Below are 22,535 nucleotides of genomic sequence, written 5' to 3' on the forward strand. Positions count from 1 at the left end.
GAATGCGCCCTGTCCTGGCCGAAAGCGTTGCAGCGGCAGAAAACGTACGTGATTACCTTGCCGGGCAAGAGCGCAAGTCGCTGCTCAGGTTCCTCACCTGTGGGTCGGTCGACGACGGCAAGTCGACGCTGATCGGACGACTGCTGGCCGATACGCGCCAGATATTCGAGGACCAGCTCGCGGCACTGGAAAACGATTCGAAAAAGCACGGCACCACTGGCGACGATGTCGATTTCGCGCTGCTGGTCGATGGTCTGGAAGCAGAGCGCGAGCAGGGCATCACCATCGATGTCGCCTATCGCTTCTTCTCGACGCCGAAGCGGAAGTTCATTGTCGCCGATACGCCAGGCCACGAACAATATACTCGCAACATGGCTACCGGCGCATCGACCGCCGACCTTGCGATCGTGCTGGTCGATGCGAGGCAAGGGGTGGTGGCCCAGACCAGGCGCCATTCCATTATCGCCTCATTGCTCGGCATCCGGCACGTGGTCGTGGCGGTCAACAAGATCGACCTCGTCGATTTCGACCGAGAGCTGTTCGACAAGATCACGGCCGATTACCTGGAATTCGCCAAGAGCCTGGGCTTCAAGTCGATCGTACCGATCCCGATGTCGGCGCGTTATGGCGACAACGTCACCACGCGATCCGAGCGCACCGCATGGTTCTCGGGGCCGACGCTGGTCGAGCACCTTGAAATGGTGGTCGTGGACGACGCGGCGGCGGAAGGTCCCTTCCGGTTTCCCGTCCAGTATGTGAACCGCCCGAACCTCGACTTCCGGGGTTATGCCGGCACGGTGGCTTCCGGCACTGTCGCAAAGGGCGACGAGGTGGTGGTGGCCAAGTCCGGCAAGGCGGCGCGCGTCAAACGGATCGTCGCGCAGGGGGGCGACCTTACGGCCGCCGTCAGCGGGCAGGCGGTCACCCTGCTGCTGGACAGCGAGGTCGAGGTCTCGCGGGGCAACATGCTGGTGTCACCGACGGAGCGCCCGCAGGTCGCTGATCAGTTCACAGCCAACATCGTCTGGTTCGACGAAAACGCGCTGAAGCCTGGCCGCTCCTACCTGTTGAGGACGGAGACTGACCAGGTGAGCGCGACGGTCACCGAGTTGAAATACCGCGTCAACGTCAACAATTTCGCGCAGGAAGCGGCGAAGTCGCTGGAGATGAACGAGGTCGGTGTCTGCAACGTAGCGACACAGGCTCCGATCGCCTTCGACGCCTTCGCGGAGAACCGCGTTACCGGCGCCTTCATCCTGATCGACCGCATCACAAACGCCACGGTTGGCGCCGGCATGATCCTGCACGGGCTGCGCCGTGCAGAGAACATCCACTGGCAGGCGCTCGACGTCGGCAAGCGGGAGCGCGCGATCGCGAAGAATCAGCGGCCGGCCGTATTCTGGTTTACGGGTCTCTCCGGCTCCGGCAAGTCGACCATCGCGAACCTGCTCGAGAAGAAGTTCCATGCATCTGGCCGGCATACATACATACTGGACGGCGACAATGTCCGGCATGGGCTGAACCGAGATCTCGGCTTTACCGATGCTGATCGCGTCGAGAACATCCGCCGCGTCGCCGAAGTGGCGAAGCTGATGGCCGATGCCGGCCTCATCGTCATCGTCTCATTCATTTCTCCCTTCCGCGCGGAACGTCGCATGGCGCGCGAGTTGATGGCGAAAGGCGAGTTCGTCGAGGTCTTTGTCGACACGCCTTTCGAGGAATGCGCAAGGCGCGATCCGAAGGGCCTCTACGCAAGGGCGCTTGAAGGCAAGCTCAAGAACTTCACTGGAGTGGACTCGCCCTATGAGACGCCGGAAAGTCCGGAAATCCACCTCCTGACGCTCGGCAAGACGCCCGAGGAGATGGTAGACGTCCTCGAAACTTGGCTACACGAGCGTGATCTTGCAGAAGAATACCAAGCCGGCGACGGCATCTGACGACGAAGCGATGCTTGCTGTTTTCGAACGATTGGCACTGTCTGCCGGCCGTAGGATCATGGAGATATTCCATGCCGGTTACGCGGTGGACCGGAAAGACGATTCTTCTCCGGTTACCGAGGCCGACCATGCCAGCGAGCGCGTCATCCTCGATGGTCTGCGCTCGGCTTTCCCTTCGATCCCGTGCGTGGCGGAGGAGGAGGCTGCGGCTGGCATCCTGCCCGCGGATCTGGGCGAAGCCTTCTTCCTGGTCGATCCTCTGGACGGTACCAAGGAATTCATCAAGCGCAGCGGCGACTTCACCGTCAACATAGCACTGGTGCGCAACGGCGCGCCGGAAATCGGCGTCGTCTATGCGCCGAGCAGCAAACGCTTTTTTTCAGGCGGGCCTGGCGGGGCGGAACTGATCGAACTGGACGCGAATGACGAAGTTGTCGCCCGTCGTTCAATAAGGGTGCGTTCGGGACATGCGCCGCTGAAGATCGTTGCCAGCCGTTCACATCTGACGCCGGAGACCGACAGCTTCATCCGGAAGGTCAAATCGGCCGAAATCGTCTCGGTTGGCTCGTCGCTGAAATTCTGCCTGCTGGCCAATGGTGAGGCCGATATCTACCCGCGCTTTGGTCGTACGATGGAATGGGACACCGCCGCGGGTGATGCGGTTCTGCGCGCTGCGGGCGGGTTCACGACGACGCTGGACGGCAAGCCGCTCGCCTATGGCAAGCGCAGCCAACCGGACGACGCAGACTTCGCCAACCCTTTCTTCATTGCAAGGGGCGGGGTGGATGCTTCCGCATTGCCGGCATAATCGCCGGCAAGGCCAGAACGCTATTCGGCGGCCGCTAGCTTCGAGGAGTTACGGCCAATGAAGTTGCGGATGGTCGAGATGATCCGGTCCTGATCTTCCGTGCTCAGATAAGGATGCATTGGCAGGCAAAGGATTCTCTCCGGCAGCGTTTCCGAAACTGCCAGGCCGCCTGGGACAGCCGGGAAATCCTTATAGGCGAGTTGCTGGTGCAGCGGCTTCACGTAGTAAATAACTGATGGGATGCCGTTTTCCTGCAGATGCGCCTTGAGCGGGTCGCGGTGTGGTGTCTCGATCGCGTATTGAGCCCAGGCAGAGCGGGTACCTGGCAGGTTGGCGGATGCGTTGACCACGTCGCCGAGGCCTTCCGCGTAACGCTGGGCCACCGCCTGGCGCGCGACCATCTCTTCTTCGAGAATGGCTAGCTTTTCGAGCAGAATCGCGGCCTGCAGCGTGTCGAGGCGCGAGTTGATGCCGACATGGATGTTGTCGTACTGGGTCTCGCCCTTGCCGTGGAAGGCGAAGGAACGAAGCTTGTCGGCGAGCGCATCGTCATTGGTGAACATGGCGCCGCCGTCGCCGTAGCAGCCGAGCGGCTTTGCGGGGTAGAAGCTGGTCCCGCCGACATGGCCGAAAGAACCGCACATCCTGCCGTCGACGGAACCGCCGATCGATTGTGCGGCGTCTTCGATCACCAATAGATTCTCGCGTTCGGCGATCGCCATGATGGCGTCGTAGTCGGCGCCGAGCCCGAAAAGATCGACCGGTATGATGGCGCGGGGCTTCAGACGGCCTTCCGCCTTGATCATCGCGATCGCAGCCTCGAGGCTTTTGATGTCGATGTTGTAGGTGTCGGGATCGACGTCGACGAACACCGGCTCGGCCTTCGCCAGCGCGACGACCTCCGCAGTCGCCGCAAAGGTGAAGCTTGGCACGAAGACGGCGTCGCCCGGACCGATACCGGAGGCGTAGAGCGGAAGGAGCAGGGCGTCGGTGCCGTTGGCGCAGGCGATGCAATGCTTGACGCCGACATAGGCGGCGAGCTTGGCCTCGAACTCAGCGACCTGTGGTCCGAGGATGTAGCGGCCGTCCTCGACGACACGATCAATGGCGGCCTTCAGCCTGTCGCCGATCCGCTCGCGCTGCGCGCCCAAGTCGATGAATTGCATGTCTGTCTCGCCATTGCCCAGTATAAGCCGCTGATAGCAGACAAGATTCAGGCGAAAAAGCAGCGGCGCGGCGGGGCTGTCGTTGCGTCACACGCCGTGTGTTACTGCGATGATGCGTCGTAAATGGCGGTTCCGCTGGCTTTTGCGCACCGGGCGCCGGCCGACCGAACCTTCCGAAACATAAAGTGATCGCGTTTTCAGCCCGGCGGGGCTCGCTTAGCCAAGTTCATATCGCCACGGCGGATTGGCGCCTGCGCGCGAAACCGTCACCCTGGCGGCGGCCGCACCGAGGGCAAGGGCATCCCGGATCTCGTCCTCGGACAGCTGTGCGACTCGCTGTTTGGAGAGCGCATTCTGCTCGTGCAGGGATGCCAGGATGCCGGCGTTGAACGTGTCGCCGGCGCCGACCGTGTCGACCACGGTCACAGGTTCTGGCGTGACAGTCACCTTGTGGTTTTTCGTGTAGCCGGTGGCCCCCCGGCTGCCGCGTGTCATCACCACGAGTTTTGGACCAAGCTCCAGCCATTGGGCGATCGCGTCTTCCGGCGCGCCGGTCGCGCCGAACCAGCCAAGATCCTCGTCCGACAGCTTGAGTATGTCCGCCATCGCGATCATCCGCTGTATGCGGGCGAGATGTTTCTGGCGATCGGGGATGAAGGCCGGCCGGATATTGGGGTCGAGCATGGCGACGCGGTTTTGAGCTTCGCGTTCCATCAAGGCTTCGTAAGCGGAGCCGCACGGTTCGGGAATGAGGCTGATCGCACCGAAGAGCAGGGCGTCGACATTGCGGTCGAAGGCGGGAAGGTCTGCGGTGGAGAGCATGCGCCCCGCCGTTCCCTCGTCGTAGAACACATAGCTCGCGTGCCCGTCGATGAGATGCACGAAGGCCAGCGTCGTTGGGCGTCCGGAGATGTGGGCGTAGCGGGAGCCCACCTTGCTTTCGGCGAGCGTCGCGCGCAGTTGCTGCCCGAAAAGATCGGAAGACAGGCCCGAGAAGAACTCGACCGGCACGCCGAGCCTGCCGAGCGCGACCGCAGTATTGAAGACCGCGCCGCCCGAATAGGGAGCGAATGCCGGCTCGTCGAACGTCGATCTCCGCGGCAGCATGTCGATCAGCGCCTCGCCGCAGCAGATGATCATTCAGGACGCTCCCCCAGAAAAGACGTCCACCCGGACGTCGCGGCCTCCATACAGCCGCGGCCATTTGCCCGCAACAGCCGGCCCCATCATGCCCGTGCGGGCGCCGTAGCGCCGACGAGGAAGCGTTCCGACAGTGGCAGGCTGGCGCCGCCGAGCGCGCGCGCGTGGATGCCGACCGTGCCTTCCAGCACATCGGGGATCCGCAGGCCCTCGACGTCGATCGCTGCGATCGAGTTGCGCACTGCGTCCACCAGCTTCCGCCGGGCTTCAGCCGGCATCCAGCCGTCGATCACTGCCGCCTCGAAGTCGATGACCGAGGAAGACGCGACGATGGCATAGGCGAGGGCGGCGCCGGCCGCAGCAAACCAGGCGTCGAATGCCGGTCCGTCTGATGACCACTCGCCAGGCCACCGGTCGGGCGACGTCCATAGCGAGGAGGCGTCCGTGCCGCGCGCGTTCAACGCCTTTTCCAGGATCGCCAGCGAAGCGACGTCGATGAGCTGGGTCGGGCGGCCATCGGCGCCGGGGACCGGCATGGAGCCCAGTGCGCCGGCATTGCCGGTGGGGCCGCTGTAAAGCCGGCCGTTCAGCACGACGCCGCCGCCGGCGAAGGCGCCGATGTAGAAATAGATGAAGTCGCGGAGATTGCCGGTCTGGCCGAAGACGAGTTCCGCGCCACAGGCGGCCGTGGCGTCGTTCTGCAGGTAGACAGGAAAACTGCATAGCGCCTGGATGTCGGCGCGGATGTCGCGGCGGCGCCACTGATCCATGACCTCGCGCGGTGCGCCGGCCGTGTCCGCCCAGTTCCAGAGTTCGAACGGCATCGCGATGCCGAGCCCGGCTATCCGCTTGTCCTGCCCGGATTTCAGGCCCGCACGCAGGCGCGTCATCCCGGAGTCGACGAAATCGAGGATCTCGCGCGGCGCCGGATAGCGGTAGGAGTTCTGCAGCATGCCGCGCAGATTGCCGAGGAAGTCGATGAGCACCAACTCGGCGCTGCGGCGGCCGATCTTGAGGCCGATGAAGAAGGCGCCGTCGGGATTGAGGGCCATCGGAATGGATGGCTGGCCGACCTTGCCGCGCATGGGAGCCTGTCTGACGAGCAGTCCCTCGACCTCGAGTTCGCGCATGATGACCGACACGGTCTGCGCGGACAGCCGCGTCATGCGCGCGATTTCGGTCTTTGCGAGACTTCCGTGTTGCTGGACGAGCGAAAGGACCAGGCGTTCGTTCTGGTCCCGCATGCCGCTCTGGTTGGTGCCGCGATGATGAAGAAGGGCAGCGGCCACTTCGGGCGAACCATGCCTGAGGGGGCCGTTCTCCACGCAAACTCTCCGTCGTTCTTGTCCGATTTTTCGGCGGAGAATGCGTTTCCGGAACCGCTTCTGTCAATAATAAATAAGAGTGATTTAATTATTGACAGCCTCTATTGGCTGGTGTTCCCTTCGAGGCGGCGCACGACTTGGAGAAGCAGGGGTCGAAGCCGATGTTCGAGGATTCCGGGCGGACCGGGATCCCATGTGTTCCACCGGGAGGAAGTCATGAGGAACTTCAAATTTCTGAAAGCGGCGGTCGCGGGTCTCGCGCTCTGCGGCGTGGCGAGTGCCGCTCTGGCCGCGGATACCGTTGGTCTCATCACCAAGACCGAAACCAATCCGTTCTTCGTCAAGATGCGTGAAGGCGCCGAAGCCACGGCGAAAGAACTGGGACTCAACCTGATCACCGCAGCCGGCAAATTCGACGGCGACAATGACGGCCAAGTGGCGGCGATCGAGAACCTGATCTCGGCCGGCGCCAAGGGTTTCGCGATCGTGCCTTCGGACTCGAAGGCGATCGTGCCGACCATCCAGAAGGCCAGGGACGCCGGTCTGATGGTGATCGTGCTCGATACTCCGCTGGACCCGATGGACGCGGCAACCGCGACCTTTGCAACAGACAACCGCAAGGCCGGCCAACTCATCGGCGAGTGGGCCAAGGGGACGCTCGGTGACAAGGCCGCTGACGCCTCGATAGTCTTCCTCGATCTTGCCACCAACCAGCCTACCGTCGACTTCCTTCGCGACCAGGGCTTCATGCAGGGCTTCGGCATCGACGTTAAGGACCCGAACAAATGGGGCGACGAGGATGACAAGCGCATCTGCACGCATGAGATCAGCCAGGGCGACCAGGAAAAGGGTCGCACGGCGATGGAGAACGCGCTTCAGAAGTGCCCTGACGTGAACGTCGTCTACACGATCAACGAGCCCGCAGCGGCCGGGGCGTGGGAAGCGTTGAAGGCGGTCGGCAAGGACGACGGCAGCGTGATGATCGTCTCAATCGACGGTGGCTGCCCGGGCGTCAAGAACGTCGAGGCCGGCGTCATCGGCGCGACAAGCCAGCAATATCCGCTGAAGATGGCATCGATGGCGCTCGAAGCGATCGCATCGGGCAAGCTGCCGGAGATCGATCCGGCGATCGGCTTCTTCGATACGGGCGCGCAGCTCATTACCGCCAAGCCGGTAGACGGTGTTCCCTCGATCACAGTCGAGGAAGGCCTGAAGCTCTGCTGGGGTTAAGTACTTCCAGATCGGCCATCGGGCAGTTATTGTCCATGATCGCGAGGGGCCGCCCCAAGCGGCCCCTCGACAATATCCGGGGGAGGAGAGCCGCGGATGAGCGATGACGCAGCGGGTTCGGCCCATGCCGAACGCGGGCTAACGAACAGCGGCCAGTCAGTTGCGAGCTTCGAGGAAAGCGAGCGGGGGCCGGTAAGAAAGGTGCAGGCTTTCCTGCACCAATATCCCACTTCAATTCCATTCATCGTGCTGCTGGTCGGCGTCCTCATCTTCGCCTTTGCAGCGCCGGGCAAATTCCTTTCGCCCCTCAACCTGTCGGTCGTGCTTCAGCAGGTCACGATCATCGCCATCCTCGGCATGGCGCAGACGCTGATAATCCTGACCGCCGGCATCGACCTCAGCGTCGGCATGATCATGATCCTCTCTTCGGTGGTGATGGGCCGCACCTGCGTGGTCTATGGCGTGCCGCTCTTCATCGCCTTCCCGCTCGGGCTTCTGGTGGGATTGGCCTGCGGCATGGTCAACGGCTTGCTCGTCACGATGCTCCGGCTGCCGCCCTTCATCGTAACGCTCGGCACCTGGAGCATATTCGGTGCGCTCAACGTCTGGTACTCCCGCAGCGAAACCATCCGCGCGCAAGATATCGAGGCGGCCGCGCCGTTTCTCCAATGGACGCGCACCCTGATCAAACCCTACGACCTGATGGCGACTTTCGGGTTGGACCTGCCATTCCTGAAGGGGTGGGTGGTCACCTACGGCTCGTTGTTGATGATCCTGCTGGCGATCCTGTTGTGGTATGTGCTGAACCGAACTGCGTTCGGGCGCCACGTCTATGCGACCGGCGACGATCCGGACGCGGCGCGACTTTCGGGCATCAACACCAAGCGGACGCTGATCGCGGTCTATGCCCTGGCCGGACTGATCTGCGCCGTGGCGGCCTGGGTTCTGATCGGCCGCATCGGCGGCGTGAGCCCGCAGGCGGGACAAACTGCAAATCTCGATTCGATCACCGCTGTGGTGATCGGCGGCACCTCGCTGTTCGGCGGACGCGGTTCGATCATCGGCACGCTCATCGGGGCGCTCATAGTGGGCGTGTTTCGCAACGGCCTGGCGTTGAGCGGCTTGGAAGTGCTCTGGCAGGATTTCGCCGTCGGCGTTCTGATCATCGTGGCCGTGACGATCGACCAATGGATCCGGAGGATTTCGGCATGAGCGTCGTACCGGTTCTGGAGGCGCGCGGCCTCACCAAGCGCTACGGGCGCGTGGTCGCCCTCGACCACGCGGACTTCGAATTGCGGCCCAACGAAATCCTCGCCGTCATAGGGGACAACGGCGCGGGGAAATCGACCCTCATCAAGGCGCTGTGTGGTGCGGTGATACCGGATGCCGGCGAGATCCTGCTCGACGGCAAACCGGTGCATTTCAAGTCGCCGATGGAAGCGCGCGACGCAGGGATCGAGACCGTCTACCAGAACCTCGCTTTGTCGCCGGCGCTATCCATTGCCGACAACATGTTCCTCGGCCGGGAGATTCGGAAGCCCGGTATCACCGGCAGCATATTCAGGCGGCTGGATCGCTCCACCATGGCCAGGATAGCCCGTGAGAAGCTCTCAGAACTCGGCTTGCTGACCATCCAGAACATAGCGCAGCCGGTGGAGACGCTGTCGGGCGGCCAGCGGCAGGGAGTGGCCGTGGCGCGCGCTGCCGCCTTCGGCTCCAAGGTCATCATCATGGACGAGCCCACCGCCGCGCTTGGCGTGAAAGAATCGCGCCGCGTGCTGGAATTGATCCTCGACGTGAAGCGACGCGGCCTGCCAATCGTGCTGATCTCGCACAACATGCCGCATGTCTTCGAGGTGGCCGATCGCATTCACATCCACCGGCTCGGCCGCCGCCTGATTGTCATCGACCCGAAGGAACATACGATGTCGGATGCGGTGGCGTTCATGACGGGCGCGAAACAGCCGCCCAAAGCCGCGATCGCAGCCTGACGCAAGGGCATGACGCGAAACAAAGTCCTGCGGGATGTTCGGGGCGGATTGAGAAACTCGCCGAAATGGGTAGCATTGCAGCGGGAGGATGCTGTACCGGACTGCCTTTCGGGGCGAACGGCAACGCATTGAGGCGATATGACGAGCGTGACGAAGCCGAAGCTCCCAAGGCAGATACTGACCCAATCCGATCCCGAAACGCTGGCGGCGGAAATCCTCAGGGCCCTGAAATACAGGGTCGGCAAGGACATGTCGGTGGCGACGCCCTATGACTGGCTGACGGCGTCGATCAAGGTGGTGCGCGACCGCATCATCGATCATTGGATAGAATCCACCAAGGAAGCCTACGACCAGCAGGAAAAACGCGTCTATTACCTGTCGCTCGAGTTCCTGATCGGGCGCCTGATGCGGGACGCCTTCTCCAATCTCGGGCTTCTGGACGACATGCGCGCGGCGTTGAAGTCGCTTGGGGTGGAGCTGGACGTGATCGCCGGCCTCGAGCCGGACGCCGCCCTCGGCAATGGCGGTCTCGGCCGGCTGGCCGCCTGTTTCATGGAATCGATGGCGACCGTCGACATACCGGCGCATGGCTACGGCATCCGCTATGCCAACGGCATGTTCCGCCAGGAAATATCCGACGGCTGGCAGGTCGAGCTTCCGGAAACCTGGCTCGATCACGGCAATCCCTGGGAGTTCGAACGCCGCGAGCGTTCCTTCGAGGTCGGTTTCGGCGGTCATGTGGAATCGATCACCGACAAGGACGGCCATCTCGAGCGCCACGTCTGGAAGCCGGTCGAGCGCATTCTCGCGGTCGCTTACGACACGCCGGTCGTCGGCTGGCGCGGCAACCGGGTGAACACGCTGAGATTGTGGTCGTCGATGGCGATCGATCCGCTGCTGCTCGATGCCTTCAACGCGGGCGACCACATCGGGGCTCTGCGCGAGAGCAACAAGGCGGAGGCGCTGTCGCGCGTCCTCTATCCCGCTGATTCCAATCCGGCGGGACAGGAGCTGCGCCTGCGTCAGGAATACTTCTTCTCGACCGCCTCGCTGCAGGACATCGTGCAGAGGCATCTGAGCCAGTATGGGGAACTCCTGTCGCTGCCGGACAAGGCGGCGATCCATCTGAACGACACGCATCCGGCAATCGCGGTCGCCGAGCTGATGCGCCTCTTCATGGACGTCCACGGCATCGACTTCGACCAAGCCTGGGACGCGACCCGGCGGACCTTCGCCTATACCAACCACACCCTGTTGCCGGAAGCGCTCGAAAGCTGGCCTGTCGCGCTCTTCGATCGCCTCCTGCCGCGGCACATGCAGATCATCTACGCCATCAACGCGCAGGTGCTGCTGGAGGCTCGTTCCACCGGCCGCTTCAGCGACGAGCAGATCAGCCGCATCTCGCTGATCCAGGAAGGCAATGAGCGGCGGGTGAGGATGGGCAATCTGGCCTTCGTCGGTTCCCATTCGATCAACGGCGTTTCGGCCCTGCACACGGAGTTGATGAAGGACACCGTGTTCGCCGACCTGCACAGGCTCTACCCGGATCGCATCAACAACAAGACCAACGGCATCACGCCGCGCCGCTGGCTGATCCAGTGCAATCCCGGCCTGACGGGGCTGGCGCGCGAAACGATCGGCGACAAGTTCCTCGACGATGTTTCAGAGCTGAAGAGGCTCGACAAATTGGCCGAGGACGCGGCGTTCCGCGAGAATTTCGCCGCCGTGAAACGCGCCAACAAGGTACGGCTCGCCAACTTCGTCTCGGGGCGCCTTGGCGTGAAGCTCGATCCGTCGGCGCTGTTCGACATCCAGATCAAGCGCATCCACGAATACAAGCGCCAGCTCCTCAATATCGTCGAGGCGGTCGCGCTCTACGACCAGATACGCTCGCATCCGGAACGGGACTGGATGCCGCGCGTGAAATTCTTCGGCGGCAAGGCGGCGCCGAGCTACCACAATGCGAAGCTGATCATCAAACTCGCCAACGACGTGGCCAAGGTGATCAATCGCGACCCGGCCGTGCGCGGGCTGCTGAAAGTGGTGTTCGTGCCGAACTACAATGTCAGCCTGGCCGAGATCATGATGCCCGCAGCCGATCTTTCGGAGCAGATCTCGACCGCTGGCATGGAAGCCTCGGGCACCGGCAACATGAAGTTCGCGCTCAACGGCGCACTAACCATCGGCACGCTCGATGGCGCCAATGTCGAGATCAAGGAGCATGTCGGAGACGACAATATCTTCATCTTTGGCCTGACGACCGAGCAGGTCGCCGAACGCCGGGCCGGCGACTACGATCCTCGCAGCGCCATCGAGGGTTCGCCGGAGCTTTCGCAGGCGCTCTCCGCCATTTCCTCGGGTGTTTTCTCGCCCGACGATCCGCAGCGTTATCGCGAGCTGATCGACGGGCTCTACCAGCACGACTGGTTCATGGTCGCTGCCGACTTCGACTCCTACGCGGCAGCCCAGCGCGAGGTCGAAGGTGTATGGCGCAACGGTCCGGACTGGTATGCACGGGCGATCCGCAACGTCGCGCGGATGGGGTGGTTCTCCTCCGACCGCACCATACGCCAGTACGCGAAGGAAATCTGGAACGTTGCCGCATGATGTGATTGCATGAAACCGGTCGCGACAAAGCTGCCATGGGCAGGGAGGATCTTCGGGATATGAAGAAGCCGCGTGCCGCCGCGACGAAGGCCCGACCCTTTGAGGCAGCATCCGGCGATGTCAAAGCCATCGTGGCCGGCGTGCATGGCAATCCCTTCGCGGTGCTTGGCGTACAGGAAGCGGTAAACGGGTTTGTCGCCCGCTGCTTCGTGCCGCATGCCGAAGCCGCGACGGCCTTCACGCTGGACGGCCGCGAGGTCGGCGTGCTGGCGCGCCGCGATGACGCCGGTTTCTTCGAAGGCATGGTCGACATCACCGCGCGCCAGCCGCTCCGCTACCGTCTTGCCAATGCTGGCGGCGAATGGTGGATGACCGACCCGTATTCTTTCGGTCCGGTGCTGGGGCCGATGGACGATTACTACATCGCAGAGGGGTCGCATCTGAGGCTGTTCGACAAGCTCGGCGCCCATCTCATCGAGCATGAGGGAGCGACCGGCTTCAACTTCGCGGTCTGGGCGCCCAACGCAAAGCGTGTCTCGGTGGTGGGCGAATTCAACGACTGGGACGGCCGTCGCCACACGATGCGCAACCGGCAGGACACAGGAATCTGGGAGATATTCATTCCGGACCTGGAGCCGGGAAAGGCCTACAAATACGAGATTGTCGGGGCCCAGGGCCAACTGGTTCCCCTGAAGGCCGATCCCTATGCGACGCGTTCGGAACTGCGGCCGGCGACCGCGTCCGTGACAGCGGCGCCGCTCGCGCACGAATGGGGCGACGAGGCGCATCGCGCCTTCTGGCGGGCGGCGGATCTCCGCCGTCAGCCGATCTCGATCTACGAGGTCCATGCCGGATCGTGGCAGCGTCACGAGGACGGCTCGTTCCTGTCCTGGGACGAACTCGCCGACCGGCTGATCCCCTATGTGGTCGAGACCGGCTTCACCCATATCGAATTCATGCCGATCTCCGAGCATCCGTTCGATCCGTCCTGGGGCTACCAGACGACCGGCCTGTTCGCGCCAACCGCCCGCTTCGGCGAACCGGAAGGGTTTGCGCGTTTCGTCGACGGCGCGCATCGCGCCGGCATCGGCGTCATCCTCGACTGGGTGCCGGCGCATTTCCCGGTCGATGCCCACGGGCTGGCGCTCTTCGACGGCACGGCACTCTATGAGCACGCGGACCCGCGCAAGGGCTTCCATCCCGACTGGAACACGGCGATCTACAATTTCGGCCGCCGCGAGGTGATATCCTTCCTCGTCAATAATGCGCTCTACTGGGCGGAAAAATTCCACGTCGACGGGCTACGGGTCGATGCCGTGGCCTCGATGCTCTATCTCGATTATTCGCGCAAATCCGGTGAGTGGATCCCGAACGAGAAGGGCGGTCGCGAGAACCTGGAAGCAGTCAGCTTCCTGCAGCGGATGAACAAGGAGCTGTATGGCCATCATCCCGGCGTCATGACTATCGCCGAGGAATCGACGTCGTGGCCTAAGGTGTCGCAGCCGGTCCATGAGGGCGGGCTCGGCTTCGGTTTCAAGTGGAATATGGGCTTCATGCACGACACGCTCGAATACCTGTCGCGCGAGCCGGTCCATCGCAAGCACCACCACAACGAGCTGACCTTCGGGCTGCTCTACGCCTTCTCGGAGAATTTCGTGCTGCCGCTGTCGCATGACGAAGTGGTGCACGGGAAGGGCACGCTGCTCACCAAGATGGCTGGCGATGACTGGCAGAAGTTCGCCAATCTGCGCGCCTATTACGCCTTCATGTGGGGCTATCCCGGCAAGAAGCTTCTGTTCATGGGTCAGGAGTTCGCCCAGCGCAACGAATGGAGCGAGGCAAGGGCACTCGACTGGCACGAATTGCAGCATGCGCCGCACCGGGGCATGCGGAAGCTGATCTGTGACCTGAACCATCTCTATCGCTCGCAGCCGGCGCTCCATGCGCGCGATTGCGAGCCGGAAGGTTTCGGCTGGCTCCTCGCGGACGAGGCCGAAACCTCGATCTATGCGTGGGTCCGCAAGGCCCCAGGCGCAAATCCGGTGGTTGTCGTTTCGAACTTCACGCCGGTGCCGCGGCGAGACTATCGCGTGCCGTTGCCGGCAGCGGGGAGGTGGCGTGAGATAGTCAATACCGACGCGGTGGACTATGGCGGCTCGGGCATCGGCAATCGGGGAACGGTGGAGGCAAAGATCGACGGAAACGGCGCGGTCGCGGCCTCGATGACGCTGCCGCCACTGTCAACGGTCATGCTCGAACTGACGTCGGACTAGGCCTGGGAGGGAGAGATGGGCGAAACGAAGAACTACACGCAGCCGCTGGCGCGCGACGCCATGGCCTATGTGCTTGCCGGGGGGCGCGGCAGCCGGCTGAAGGAACTGACGGACCGGCGAGCGAAGCCCGCCGTCTATTTCGGCGGCAAGACGCGCATCATCGACTTCGCGCTCTCCAATGCGCTCAATTCAGGCATCCGCCGCATCGGCGTGGCGACGCAATACAAGGCGCATTCGTTGATCCGCCATCTGCAGCGCGGCTGGAATTTCTTGCGGCCGGAACGAAACGAGAGCTTCGACATATTGCCGGCAAGCCAGCGCGTGTCGGAGACGCAGTGGTACGAAGGCACGGCGGACGCGGTCTACCAGAACGCCGACATCATCGAGGCTTACGGGCCGGAGTACATGGTTATCCTGGCCGGCGACCATATCTACAAGATGGACTACGAGCAGATGTTGCGCCAGCACGTGAATCAGGGCGCTGACGTCACCGTGGGCTGCCTGGAAGTGCCGCGCATGGAGGCGACAGGCTTCGGCGTCATGCATGTGGATGATACCGACAAGATCATCTCCTTCATCGAGAAGCCTGCCGATCCCCCCGGTATTCCAGGCATGCCGGATGTCGCCCTGGCGTCGATGGGCATCTACGTGTTCCGCACGAAGTTCCTCATGGATCAGCTTCGCCGCGACGCCAAAGAGGCTGAATCGACTCGCGATTTCGGCAAGGACATCATCCCCTACATCGTCGAGCACGGTAAGGCGGTGGCGCACCGATTCACCAAATCCTGCGTGCGCTCGAGCGCCGAACGCGAGGCCTATTGGCGGGATGTGGGTACGATCGACGCCTATTGGGAAGCAAATATCGACCTGACGGATGTCGAGCCCGAACTCGACCTCTACGACCGCGACTGGCCGATCTGGACTTATGCCGAACTGAAGCCGCCGGCGAAGTTCGTACACGATACCGAAGGCCGGCGCGGCATGGCGGTATCGTCGCTGATATCAGGCGACTGCATCGTTTCGGGCGCATCCCTGAAGCGCAGCCTGATCTTCACCGGCGCGCGCATCAATTCCTATTCGACGCTTGACCAGGTGGTGATGCTGCCCGACTGCCATGTCGGCCGCAAGGCACGGCTGAAGCGCGTGGTGATCGACCACGGCGTGCATATTCCCGAGGGACTGGTCGTCGGCGAGGACCCCGCGCGTGACGCCAAGCGGTTCCGCGTCTCGGAGAAAGGCATCTGCCTGATCACCCAGGAGATGATCGACAGGTTGGGCAACTGACAGGATGCGGATGCGGCAGAGGCTTTCTTGATGCAGGTTCTGGCAGTCACGCCCGAGATTTTTCCATTGATCAAGACCGGCGGGCTTGCCGACGTGACCGGCGCGTTGCCGGTTGCGCTGGCAAGGCAGGGTATCGCGACGAAAACGCTGATCCCGGGTTTTCCGCAAGTGCTGAAGGCGGTCGTGAAGAGTGCGCCGCTGCACCAATATCCCGCCATGCACGGCGGCAAGGCGTCGGTGTTCGCAACCAGCGTTGCCGGCCTCGACCTCTTGGTGCTCGACGCGCCGCATCTCTTCGACCGCCCAGGCGGGCCGTATGGCGACTCGACGGGTGCCGACTGGCCGGACAACTGGCGGCGCTTCTCGGCGCTGAGCTTTGCGGGCGCCGATATCGCCGCCGGCGCAATCGCGGGCTACCGGCCGGACGTGGTGCACGCGCATGACTGGCAGGCGGCGCTGACGCTCGCCTACATGCGATACGGGCAGGCGGCGGGAACGCCTTCGGTGATGACCGTGCACAACCTCGCCTTCCAAGGCCGCTTCGGCGCGGGCATCTTCGGTGAACTCGGTTTGCCTGCCGAGGCGATGAGCCTCGACGGCGTCGAATATTACGGCGGCGTCGGCTTCCTGAAAGCCGGGCTGCAGGCGGCGTGGGCGATCACCACTGTGAGCCCGACCTACGCGCAGGAGATACGCACCCCCGATTTCGGCATGGGGCTTGACGGGCTGGTGTCGATGCGCTCGGCCGATCTCCACGGCATCGTCAACGGCATCGACGTCGAGACCTGGGACCCGCAGACGGACGCGCATCTCAAGGCGACCTATTCGCAGAAGATCCTGAAGAAGCGGGCGGCCAACAAGAAGGCGGTCGAGGAGCGCTTCGGCCTGGCGCATGACGACAGCCCCATCTTCTGCGTCGTCAGCAGACTGACATGGCAGAAGGGCCTCGACATGCTGGTCGGCGTGCTCGACGAGGTGCTGGCATCAGGCGCGCGGCTGGCGGTGCTGGGTTCGGGCGACGCGGCGCTGGAAGGCGCACTGCTCGCGGGCGCTGCACGCCATCGCGGCCGGATGGGCGTGGTCATCGGCTATGACGAGGCGCTGTCGCATCTCATGCAGGGTGGCTGCGACGCGATTGTTATCCCGTCCCGTTTCGAGCCCTGCGGACTGACGCAGCTCTACGGCCTGCGCTACGGCTGCGTGCCGATCGTGGCGCGGACAGGCGGCCTGGCCGACACGGTGATCGACGCCAACGAGGCTGCGCTGTCCGCCGGTGTGGCGACCGGCTTCCAGTTCGACGCGGAAAGCGGCGATGCGCTGCTTAACGCCATCAAGCGCGCAGTCGCAATCTACGCGGACCGCCCTGCTTGGGCCACGATGCAGCGTCAGGGCATGAAATCAGACGTTTCCTGGGACCGGAGCGCGGCGAAATACGCTGAGCTCTATCGTTCGCTGATTGCGAGAAGGACTTGATAGAAATGATACGAACGGTCGCGACCAAGCCCTACCAGGACCAGAAGCCCGGGACTTCGGGGTTGCGCAAGAAGGTGCCGGTCTTCCAGCAGGAGAACTACGTCGAGAACTTCGTGCAGGCGATCTTCGACAGCCTGGAGGGGCGAGAGGGCAAGACGCTGGTGCTCGGCGGGGACGGTCGCTTCTACAATCGCGAGGTGATCCAGATCGTCATCCGTATGGCGGCTGCGAACGGCTTCGGCAAGGTTATGGTCGGGCAGGGCGGAATCCTGTCGACACCGGCGGCATCGAACGTGATCCGCAAATACAAGGCGCTTGGCGGCATCATCCTCTCGGCGAGCCACAATCCCGGCGGGCCGCATGAGGATTTCGGCATCAAGTACAATGCCGAGAACGGCGGGCCGGCGCCGGAGAAGATCACGGATGCGATCTTCGAGCGGTCGAAGACGATCGGTGAATACAGGATCGCCGATTTCGATCCGGTGGATGTCGACACGGTGGGAACAGTGAAAGCCGGCGACGTAACGGTCGAAGTGATAGATTCGGTCAGCGACTACGCCGAGCTGATGGAAAGCCTGTTCGACTTCGAGGCGATCCGCGCGATGTTCAAGGCGGGCTTCCGCATGCGGTTCGACGCCATGCACGCGGTGACTGGGCCCTATGCCAAGGAGATTTTCGAGAACCTGCTTGGGGCTCCGAAGGGAACGGCGAGGAATTCCGTGCCGCTGCCGGATTTCGGCGGCCATCACCCCGACCCGAACCTGGTGCACGCAAAACATCTCTACGACGAGATGATGGGCCCCGATGCACCGGACTTCGGCGCGGCGTCGGATGGCGACGGCGACCGCAACCTGATCATCGGCAAGGGCATCTTCGTCACGCCGTCGGATTCGCTGGCGATGCTTGCAGCGAATGCCCGTCTTGCACCAGGCTACCGGAAGGGCCTGAAGGGGATTGCGCGCTCTATGCCGACCAGCGGCGCGGCCGACCGCGTGGCGGAGAAGCTCGGTATCGGCATGTACGAGACGCCGACGGGCTGGAAGTTCTTCGGCAATCTGCTCGATGCCGGCAAGGCGACGATCTGCGGCGAGGAGAGTGCTGGCACCGGCTCCGACCACGTGCGCGAGAAGGACGGGCTGTGGGCTGTGTTACTCTGGCTCAACATCCTCGCGGCGCGAGGCGAGAGCGTAAAGGAGATCGCGCAGAAACACTGGGCCGCCTATGGCCGGAACTACTATTCACGTCACGACTATGAGGAGGTCGAAAGCGAGCGCGCCAACGCATTGATCACCGAACTGCGCGGCAAGCTCTCCTCGCTGCCGGGAACGAGCGTGCGCGGCATGAAGATCGCGGCGGCAGACGATTTCGCCTACAACGATCCGGTCGACGGCTCGGTGAGCAAGAACCAGGGCATACGCGTCTTGTTCGAGGGCGGCTCGCGCGTCGTCTTCCGCCTGTCGGGGACCGGCACCAGCGGCGCGACGTTGCGCGTCTATATCGAGCGCTTCGAGCCGGACAAGACGCGCCACGACCTCGACACACAGGAAGCATTGGCCGACCTCATCGCGGCAGCGGACGACATCGCAGGCATCCGAAGTCACACGGGCCGCAACAAGCCGAGCGTCATCACCTGATGACGAGCCAGCCGGCGGCTGCGACCGGGCGGCGGTTTGGTGCGAGCGTTTCCGAGGGCGGAGTGCGCTTTGGCGTCTGGTCAGGGTCGGCTTCCCGCACATGGGTGTCGATCTTCGACGCCAAGGGAAGCCGAGAGGCCGACAGGGTCGAGCTGTCACGCGGTGACGGCGGCGTTTTCTCGGGCTTTATTTCGGGGCTGGGGGAGGGCACGCGTTACGGCTTCCGCGCCGATGGCGACTATGCGCCAGAGCGCGGTTTGTGGTTCGATCCGGACAAGCTGCTGGTCGATCCTTATGCGATCGAGATCGACAGGCCGTTTAGCTATGATTCACGGCTGTCGGGACGGCCCGGAGAGGGGAGCGATACGGCTCCGCTGGTGCCGAAGGCGATCGCCATTGCATTGCCGGAGCCTGTTTCGCACCAGACGCCGCTTTTCCAGACCGGCAGGCTGGTCTACGAGCTGAACGTCCGCGCCTTCACCATGCTGCACCCGGCCGTTCCGAAGCGGAAGAGGGGTACGCTGGCAGCACTCCGTCATCCTGCCGTCATCGAGCATCTGCAGAAGCTCGGCGTCTCGGCGGTGGAATTGATGCCGGTGACAGCGTGGATCGATGAAAGGCATCTGCCGCCACTCGGGCTGACGAACGCCTGGGGCTACAATCCCGTAACCTTCATGGCGCTCGACCCGAGGCTGGCGCCGGGCGGCCTTGCGGAGTTGAGGGAGACAGTCGCCGCGTTACGCGATGCGGGGATCGGCACAATCCTCGATCTTGTCTTCAACCACACCGGCGAGAGCGATGTGTTCGGGCCGACGCTGTCGCTGCGAGGTCTCGATGCGCGAACTTACTACCGTCACCGCGAGGACGGTTCGCTGGTCAACGACACCGGCACCGGCAACACGATAGATTGTACGCAACCGGTCGTGCAGGCGCTGATCCTCGATACGCTCAGGCATTTCGTGCTCCACGCCGGGGTCGATGGCTTTCGTTTCGACCTTGCCACGGTACTTGGCCGGACGGCAGATGGCTTCGTTCCTGATGCGCGGCTGCTGACTGCGATCGGGTCGGACCCTGTGCTTGCCGACCGCATCATGATCGCCGAACCCTGGGACATCGGGCCGGGCGGCTACCAGCTTGGCAATTTTCCCAAAAACTTTCTCGAGTGGAATGACCGCTACCGCGACGACGCCAGGCGTTTCTGGCGCGGCGATACCGATACGATCGGCACGCTGGCAACGCGACTGGCAGGCTCGTCGGACATCTTTCAGCGAAGCGGCGCGACGCAGACCCGTACAGTGAACTTCGTCGCAGCCCATGACGGCATGACGCTCGCCGACGTTACGGCGTATGGGAGAAAGCACAACGAGGCCAATGGCGAGGACAACCGCGACGGGCATGGCGAGAATTTTTCCTGGAATAACGGCGCCGAGGGTGAGGCCGCCAATAAGAAAGTAAGGGTGCAGCGAGCAGGGGACATCCGCGCGCTGCTGACGACGCTGTTCATGTCCCGCGGTACGATCATGCTGACGGCGGGTGACGAATTCGGCCGAACGCAGAAGGGCAACAACAACGCCTATGCGCAGGACAATGAATTGACCTGGCTCGATTGGGTGGGGCGGGACCAAGCGCTGGAGGGCTATGCTTTTGCGCTTGCCGCGATCCGCAAGGCTGCGCCGACGCTGGCCGAAACGGCATTCCTGACCGGCAACGCGGTTGACGGCATCCCCGACGTCGCATGGCTGGACGAGACCGGCCAGCCGCTCGGCACGCAACAATGGACAGACCCACGTCGACGGCGGCTGTCGATGGTGTTGGCGGGAGGCACCGCGGGGGGCGGTCGTCTTGCGGTCATGGTCAACGGCGACCGCCGAGGGCTTTCCTTCTCGCTGCCGTTGCGTGATGAATTCCGGTGGAAGCTGCTCCTGCCAGGGGAACAGAAGCCGGGTGAAAGCCACTGGATCGTAGCTGGCCGCACGGTCGCCCTGGCGATCGAGGAAGTTTCTGGCGGGACAAGGGGCGAGTGATGAGCGAGACGAAGCACGGTGCGGACTGGTGGCGGGGGTCGGTGACCTATCAGGTCTATCCGCGCTCTTTCCAGGATACGACCGGCGACGGCAGCGGCGACCTCAAGGGCGTGACGCGGCGCCTGGCGCACATCGCCTCGCTGGGCGTCGACGCGATCTGGCTGTCTCCCTTCTTCAAGTCGCCGATGGCCGACATGGGGTACGACGTCCAGGACTATCGCACGGTCGATCCGATGTTCGGCACGCTCGAGGATTTCGATGCGCTGGTGGCCGAGGCGCATCGGCAGGGGCTTAAGGTCATCATCGACCAAGTACTGTCTCATACGTCCGACCGGCATCCCTGGTTCGTGGAGAGCAGGGCAGATCGGACGAACGCCAAGACGGACTGGTATGTCTGGGCCGACGCGAAGCCGGACGGGACGGCGCCGAACAACTGGCTCTCCGTCTTCGGCGGCTCTTCGTGGGAATGGGATTCGGTGCGCCGGCAGTACTACCTGCACAACTTCCTTGCGTCGCAGCCCGACCTGAATTTCCACAATCCGGAAGTCCAGGATGCGCTGCTCGAGGCCGTGCGCTTCTGGCTGGAGCGCGGGGTGGACGGGTTCCGGCTCGATACGGTGAACTACTATTTCCACGATCGCTGGCTGCGGGACAACCCGCCCCTGGACGAGGCGATGGCCGGGACGATCACGGCGACCAATCCGTACATGTACCAGACACATCTGTTCGACAAGACGCAGGCCGAAAACCTCGGCTTCCTGAGACGGTTCCGCGCACTGCTCGACGAATATGAGGGGCGCGCCTCGGTCGGCGAGATCGGCGACGAGAGCCGTTCGCTGCAAACCCTCGCGGCCTACACTGAAGGCGGCGACAAGCTGCATATGTGCTACACGTTCGACCTGCTCGGGCCGGAGTTCTTGGCTAGGCATGTCCGTGGATGCGCCGAGGCGTTCGAGAAGAACGTCAAGGACGGCTGGATCTGCTGGGCCTTCTCGAACCATGATGTCGTGCGGCACGTCTCGCGATGGGCACGGCCCGGCGAGGATGTCCACGCGGTGGCGAAGTTCGCGATCACGTTGCTTGCCAGCCTACGCGGGTCGATCTGCCTCTACCAGGGCGAGGAACTCGGGCTGACGGAGGCCGAGATTGCCTTCGAAGACCTGCGCGATCCCTATGGCATCAGGTTCTGGCCGGGTTTCAAGGGCAGGGACGGCTGCCGCACGCCGATGGTCTGGGAGGCCGGCGCAGCGAACGCCGGCTTTTCGACCGGCAAGCCGTGGCTGCCGATCCCCGAGGAGCATCGCGCAAGCGCCGCGGACGTCCAGCAGGGACAGCCGAATTCCGTGCTCTCGCACTACCGCGCCATGTTGGCGCTGAGAAAACGACATTCCTCGCTGATGCGGGGCTCGATAACATTCATCGACGGACAAGACGATGTGCTCGCCTTCTTCCGCGAGGCGAGTCCCGAGAGGCTGATCTGCGTGTTCAATTTCGCGCAGGAGGAGCGCCGGTGGATGCTGCCGCCCGGCACCCTGATCTTCGACGAGATCGAATTTCCCGGGCGCAATGCGGCGCTCGACGGGGTTGCGATCAGGCTGCAGCCACTCGGCTGCTTCCTAGGACGCGTGCTCTGACGGAGGTAC

Annotated in this window: 15 protein-coding genes; 12 read left to right on the top strand and 3 right to left on the bottom strand. The window is 63.3% G+C overall.

The window, feature by feature from the left end; all coding sequences use genetic code 11:
• Positions 1-2 precede the first annotated feature (2 nt).
• Both cysN and cysQ read left to right on the top strand, forming a co-directional pair.
• Positions 3-1,937, top strand: a complete 1,935-nt coding sequence (gene cysN / locus D8676_RS12315; RefSeq protein ID WP_183097083.1) for a sulfate adenylyltransferase subunit CysN — start codon at positions 3-5, stop codon at positions 1,935-1,937.
• 10 nt (positions 1,938-1,947) lie between these two features.
• Positions 1,948-2,745, top strand: coding sequence for a 3'(2'),5'-bisphosphate nucleotidase CysQ (gene cysQ / locus D8676_RS12320; protein WP_121581583.1), 798 nt, complete (start codon positions 1,948-1,950; stop codon positions 2,743-2,745).
• Between the two features lie 20 nt (positions 2,746-2,765).
• Here the strand turns inward: cysQ and D8676_RS12325 are convergent, their stop codons facing one another.
• From D8676_RS12325 to D8676_RS12335, 3 genes are all read right to left on the bottom strand, one after another.
• Entirely contained in the window at positions 2,766-3,911 is a 1,146-nt protein-coding gene (locus tag D8676_RS12325; protein WP_121581197.1) for a DegT/DnrJ/EryC1/StrS aminotransferase family protein, read from the bottom strand.
• A 216-nt stretch (positions 3,912-4,127) separates the two neighbouring features.
• Complete coding sequence (locus D8676_RS12330; RefSeq protein ID WP_121581198.1) at positions 4,128-5,051, bottom strand: carbohydrate kinase; 924 nt, start codon at positions 5,049-5,051, stop codon at positions 4,128-4,130.
• An 86-nt stretch (positions 5,052-5,137) separates the two neighbouring features.
• Positions 5,138-6,376, bottom strand: a complete 1,239-nt coding sequence (locus D8676_RS12335; RefSeq protein ID WP_245426764.1) for an ROK family transcriptional regulator — start codon at positions 6,374-6,376, stop codon at positions 5,138-5,140.
• Between the two features lie 216 nt (positions 6,377-6,592).
• Here D8676_RS12335 and D8676_RS12340 point away from each other — a divergent pair, with 216 nt between their 5' ends.
• From D8676_RS12340 to D8676_RS12385, 10 genes are all read left to right on the top strand, one after another.
• Positions 6,593-7,606, top strand: coding sequence for a sugar ABC transporter substrate-binding protein (locus tag D8676_RS12340; protein WP_121581199.1), 1,014 nt, complete (start codon positions 6,593-6,595; stop codon positions 7,604-7,606).
• Between the two features lie 96 nt (positions 7,607-7,702).
• Positions 7,703-8,818, top strand: a complete 1,116-nt coding sequence (locus D8676_RS12345; RefSeq protein WP_121581200.1) for an ABC transporter permease — start codon at positions 7,703-7,705, stop codon at positions 8,816-8,818.
• Positions 8,815-9,597, top strand: a complete 783-nt coding sequence (locus D8676_RS12350; protein WP_121581201.1) for an ATP-binding cassette domain-containing protein — start codon at positions 8,815-8,817, stop codon at positions 9,595-9,597. The genes D8676_RS12345 and D8676_RS12350 overlap by 4 nt, the downstream gene beginning before the upstream one ends.
• A 138-nt stretch (positions 9,598-9,735) precedes the next feature.
• Positions 9,736-12,204: a glycogen/starch/alpha-glucan phosphorylase gene (locus D8676_RS12355; protein WP_121581202.1), complete on the top strand. Its 2,469-nt coding sequence runs from the start codon at positions 9,736-9,738 to the stop codon at positions 12,202-12,204.
• 59 nt (positions 12,205-12,263) lie between these two features.
• Positions 12,264-14,477, top strand: coding sequence for a 1,4-alpha-glucan branching protein GlgB (gene glgB, locus D8676_RS12360; protein WP_121581203.1), 2,214 nt, complete (start codon positions 12,264-12,266; stop codon positions 14,475-14,477).
• A 15-nt stretch (positions 14,478-14,492) separates the two neighbouring features.
• The gene (gene glgC, locus D8676_RS12365) at positions 14,493-15,761 is read left to right on the top strand and encodes a glucose-1-phosphate adenylyltransferase (RefSeq protein WP_121581204.1); all 1,269 of its coding nucleotides are present in this window, start codon (positions 14,493-14,495) and stop codon (positions 15,759-15,761) included.
• Between the two features lie 30 nt (positions 15,762-15,791).
• On the top strand, positions 15,792-17,234 hold the full coding sequence (gene glgA, locus D8676_RS12370) for a glycogen synthase GlgA (protein WP_121581205.1): 1,443 nt from the start codon (positions 15,792-15,794) through the stop codon (positions 17,232-17,234).
• A 5-nt stretch (positions 17,235-17,239) separates the two neighbouring features.
• Positions 17,240-18,868, top strand: a complete 1,629-nt coding sequence (locus tag D8676_RS12375) for an alpha-D-glucose phosphate-specific phosphoglucomutase (protein WP_121581206.1) — start codon at positions 17,240-17,242, stop codon at positions 18,866-18,868.
• Entirely contained in the window at positions 18,868-20,892 is a 2,025-nt protein-coding gene (gene glgX / locus D8676_RS12380; protein ID WP_121581207.1) for a glycogen debranching protein GlgX, read from the top strand. The genes D8676_RS12375 and glgX overlap by 1 nt, the downstream gene beginning before the upstream one ends.
• The gene (locus tag D8676_RS12385; protein ID WP_121581208.1) at positions 20,892-22,526 is read left to right on the top strand and encodes an alpha-glucosidase; all 1,635 of its coding nucleotides are present in this window, start codon (positions 20,892-20,894) and stop codon (positions 22,524-22,526) included. Before glgX ends, D8676_RS12385 begins: the two co-directional genes overlap by 1 nt.
• Positions 22,527-22,535: the final 9 nt, after the last annotated feature.

The sequence above is a fragment of the Mesorhizobium sp. YM1C-6-2 genome (assembly GCF_003666685.1).
Taxonomy (GTDB): Bacteria; Pseudomonadota; Alphaproteobacteria; order Rhizobiales; family Rhizobiaceae; genus Mesorhizobium_K.

Coding starts and splice junctions, on each gene's coding strand:
- D8676_RS12330 (WP_121581198.1), bottom strand. CDS start 5,051: ATGATCATCTGCTGCGGCGAGGCGCTGATCGACATGCTGCCGCGGAGA.
- glgC (WP_121581204.1), top strand. CDS start 14,493: ATGGGCGAAACGAAGAACTACACGCAGCCGCTGGCGCGCGACGCCATG.
- D8676_RS12375 (WP_121581206.1), top strand. CDS start 17,240: ATGATACGAACGGTCGCGACCAAGCCCTACCAGGACCAGAAGCCCGGG.
- cysN (WP_183097083.1), top strand. CDS start 3: ATGCGCCCTGTCCTGGCCGAAAGCGTTGCAGCGGCAGAAAACGTACGT.
- cysQ (WP_121581583.1), top strand. CDS start 1,948: ATGCTTGCTGTTTTCGAACGATTGGCACTGTCTGCCGGCCGTAGGATC.
- D8676_RS12340 (WP_121581199.1), top strand. CDS start 6,593: ATGAGGAACTTCAAATTTCTGAAAGCGGCGGTCGCGGGTCTCGCGCTC.
- glgX (WP_121581207.1), top strand. CDS start 18,868: ATGACGAGCCAGCCGGCGGCTGCGACCGGGCGGCGGTTTGGTGCGAGC.
- D8676_RS12385 (WP_121581208.1), top strand. CDS start 20,892: ATGAGCGAGACGAAGCACGGTGCGGACTGGTGGCGGGGGTCGGTGACC.
- D8676_RS12325 (WP_121581197.1), bottom strand. CDS start 3,911: ATGCAATTCATCGACTTGGGCGCGCAGCGCGAGCGGATCGGCGACAGG.
- glgB (WP_121581203.1), top strand. CDS start 12,264: ATGAAGAAGCCGCGTGCCGCCGCGACGAAGGCCCGACCCTTTGAGGCA.
- D8676_RS12350 (WP_121581201.1), top strand. CDS start 8,815: ATGAGCGTCGTACCGGTTCTGGAGGCGCGCGGCCTCACCAAGCGCTAC.
- glgA (WP_121581205.1), top strand. CDS start 15,792: ATGCAGGTTCTGGCAGTCACGCCCGAGATTTTTCCATTGATCAAGACC.
- D8676_RS12345 (WP_121581200.1), top strand. CDS start 7,703: ATGAGCGATGACGCAGCGGGTTCGGCCCATGCCGAACGCGGGCTAACG.
- D8676_RS12355 (WP_121581202.1), top strand. CDS start 9,736: ATGACGAGCGTGACGAAGCCGAAGCTCCCAAGGCAGATACTGACCCAA.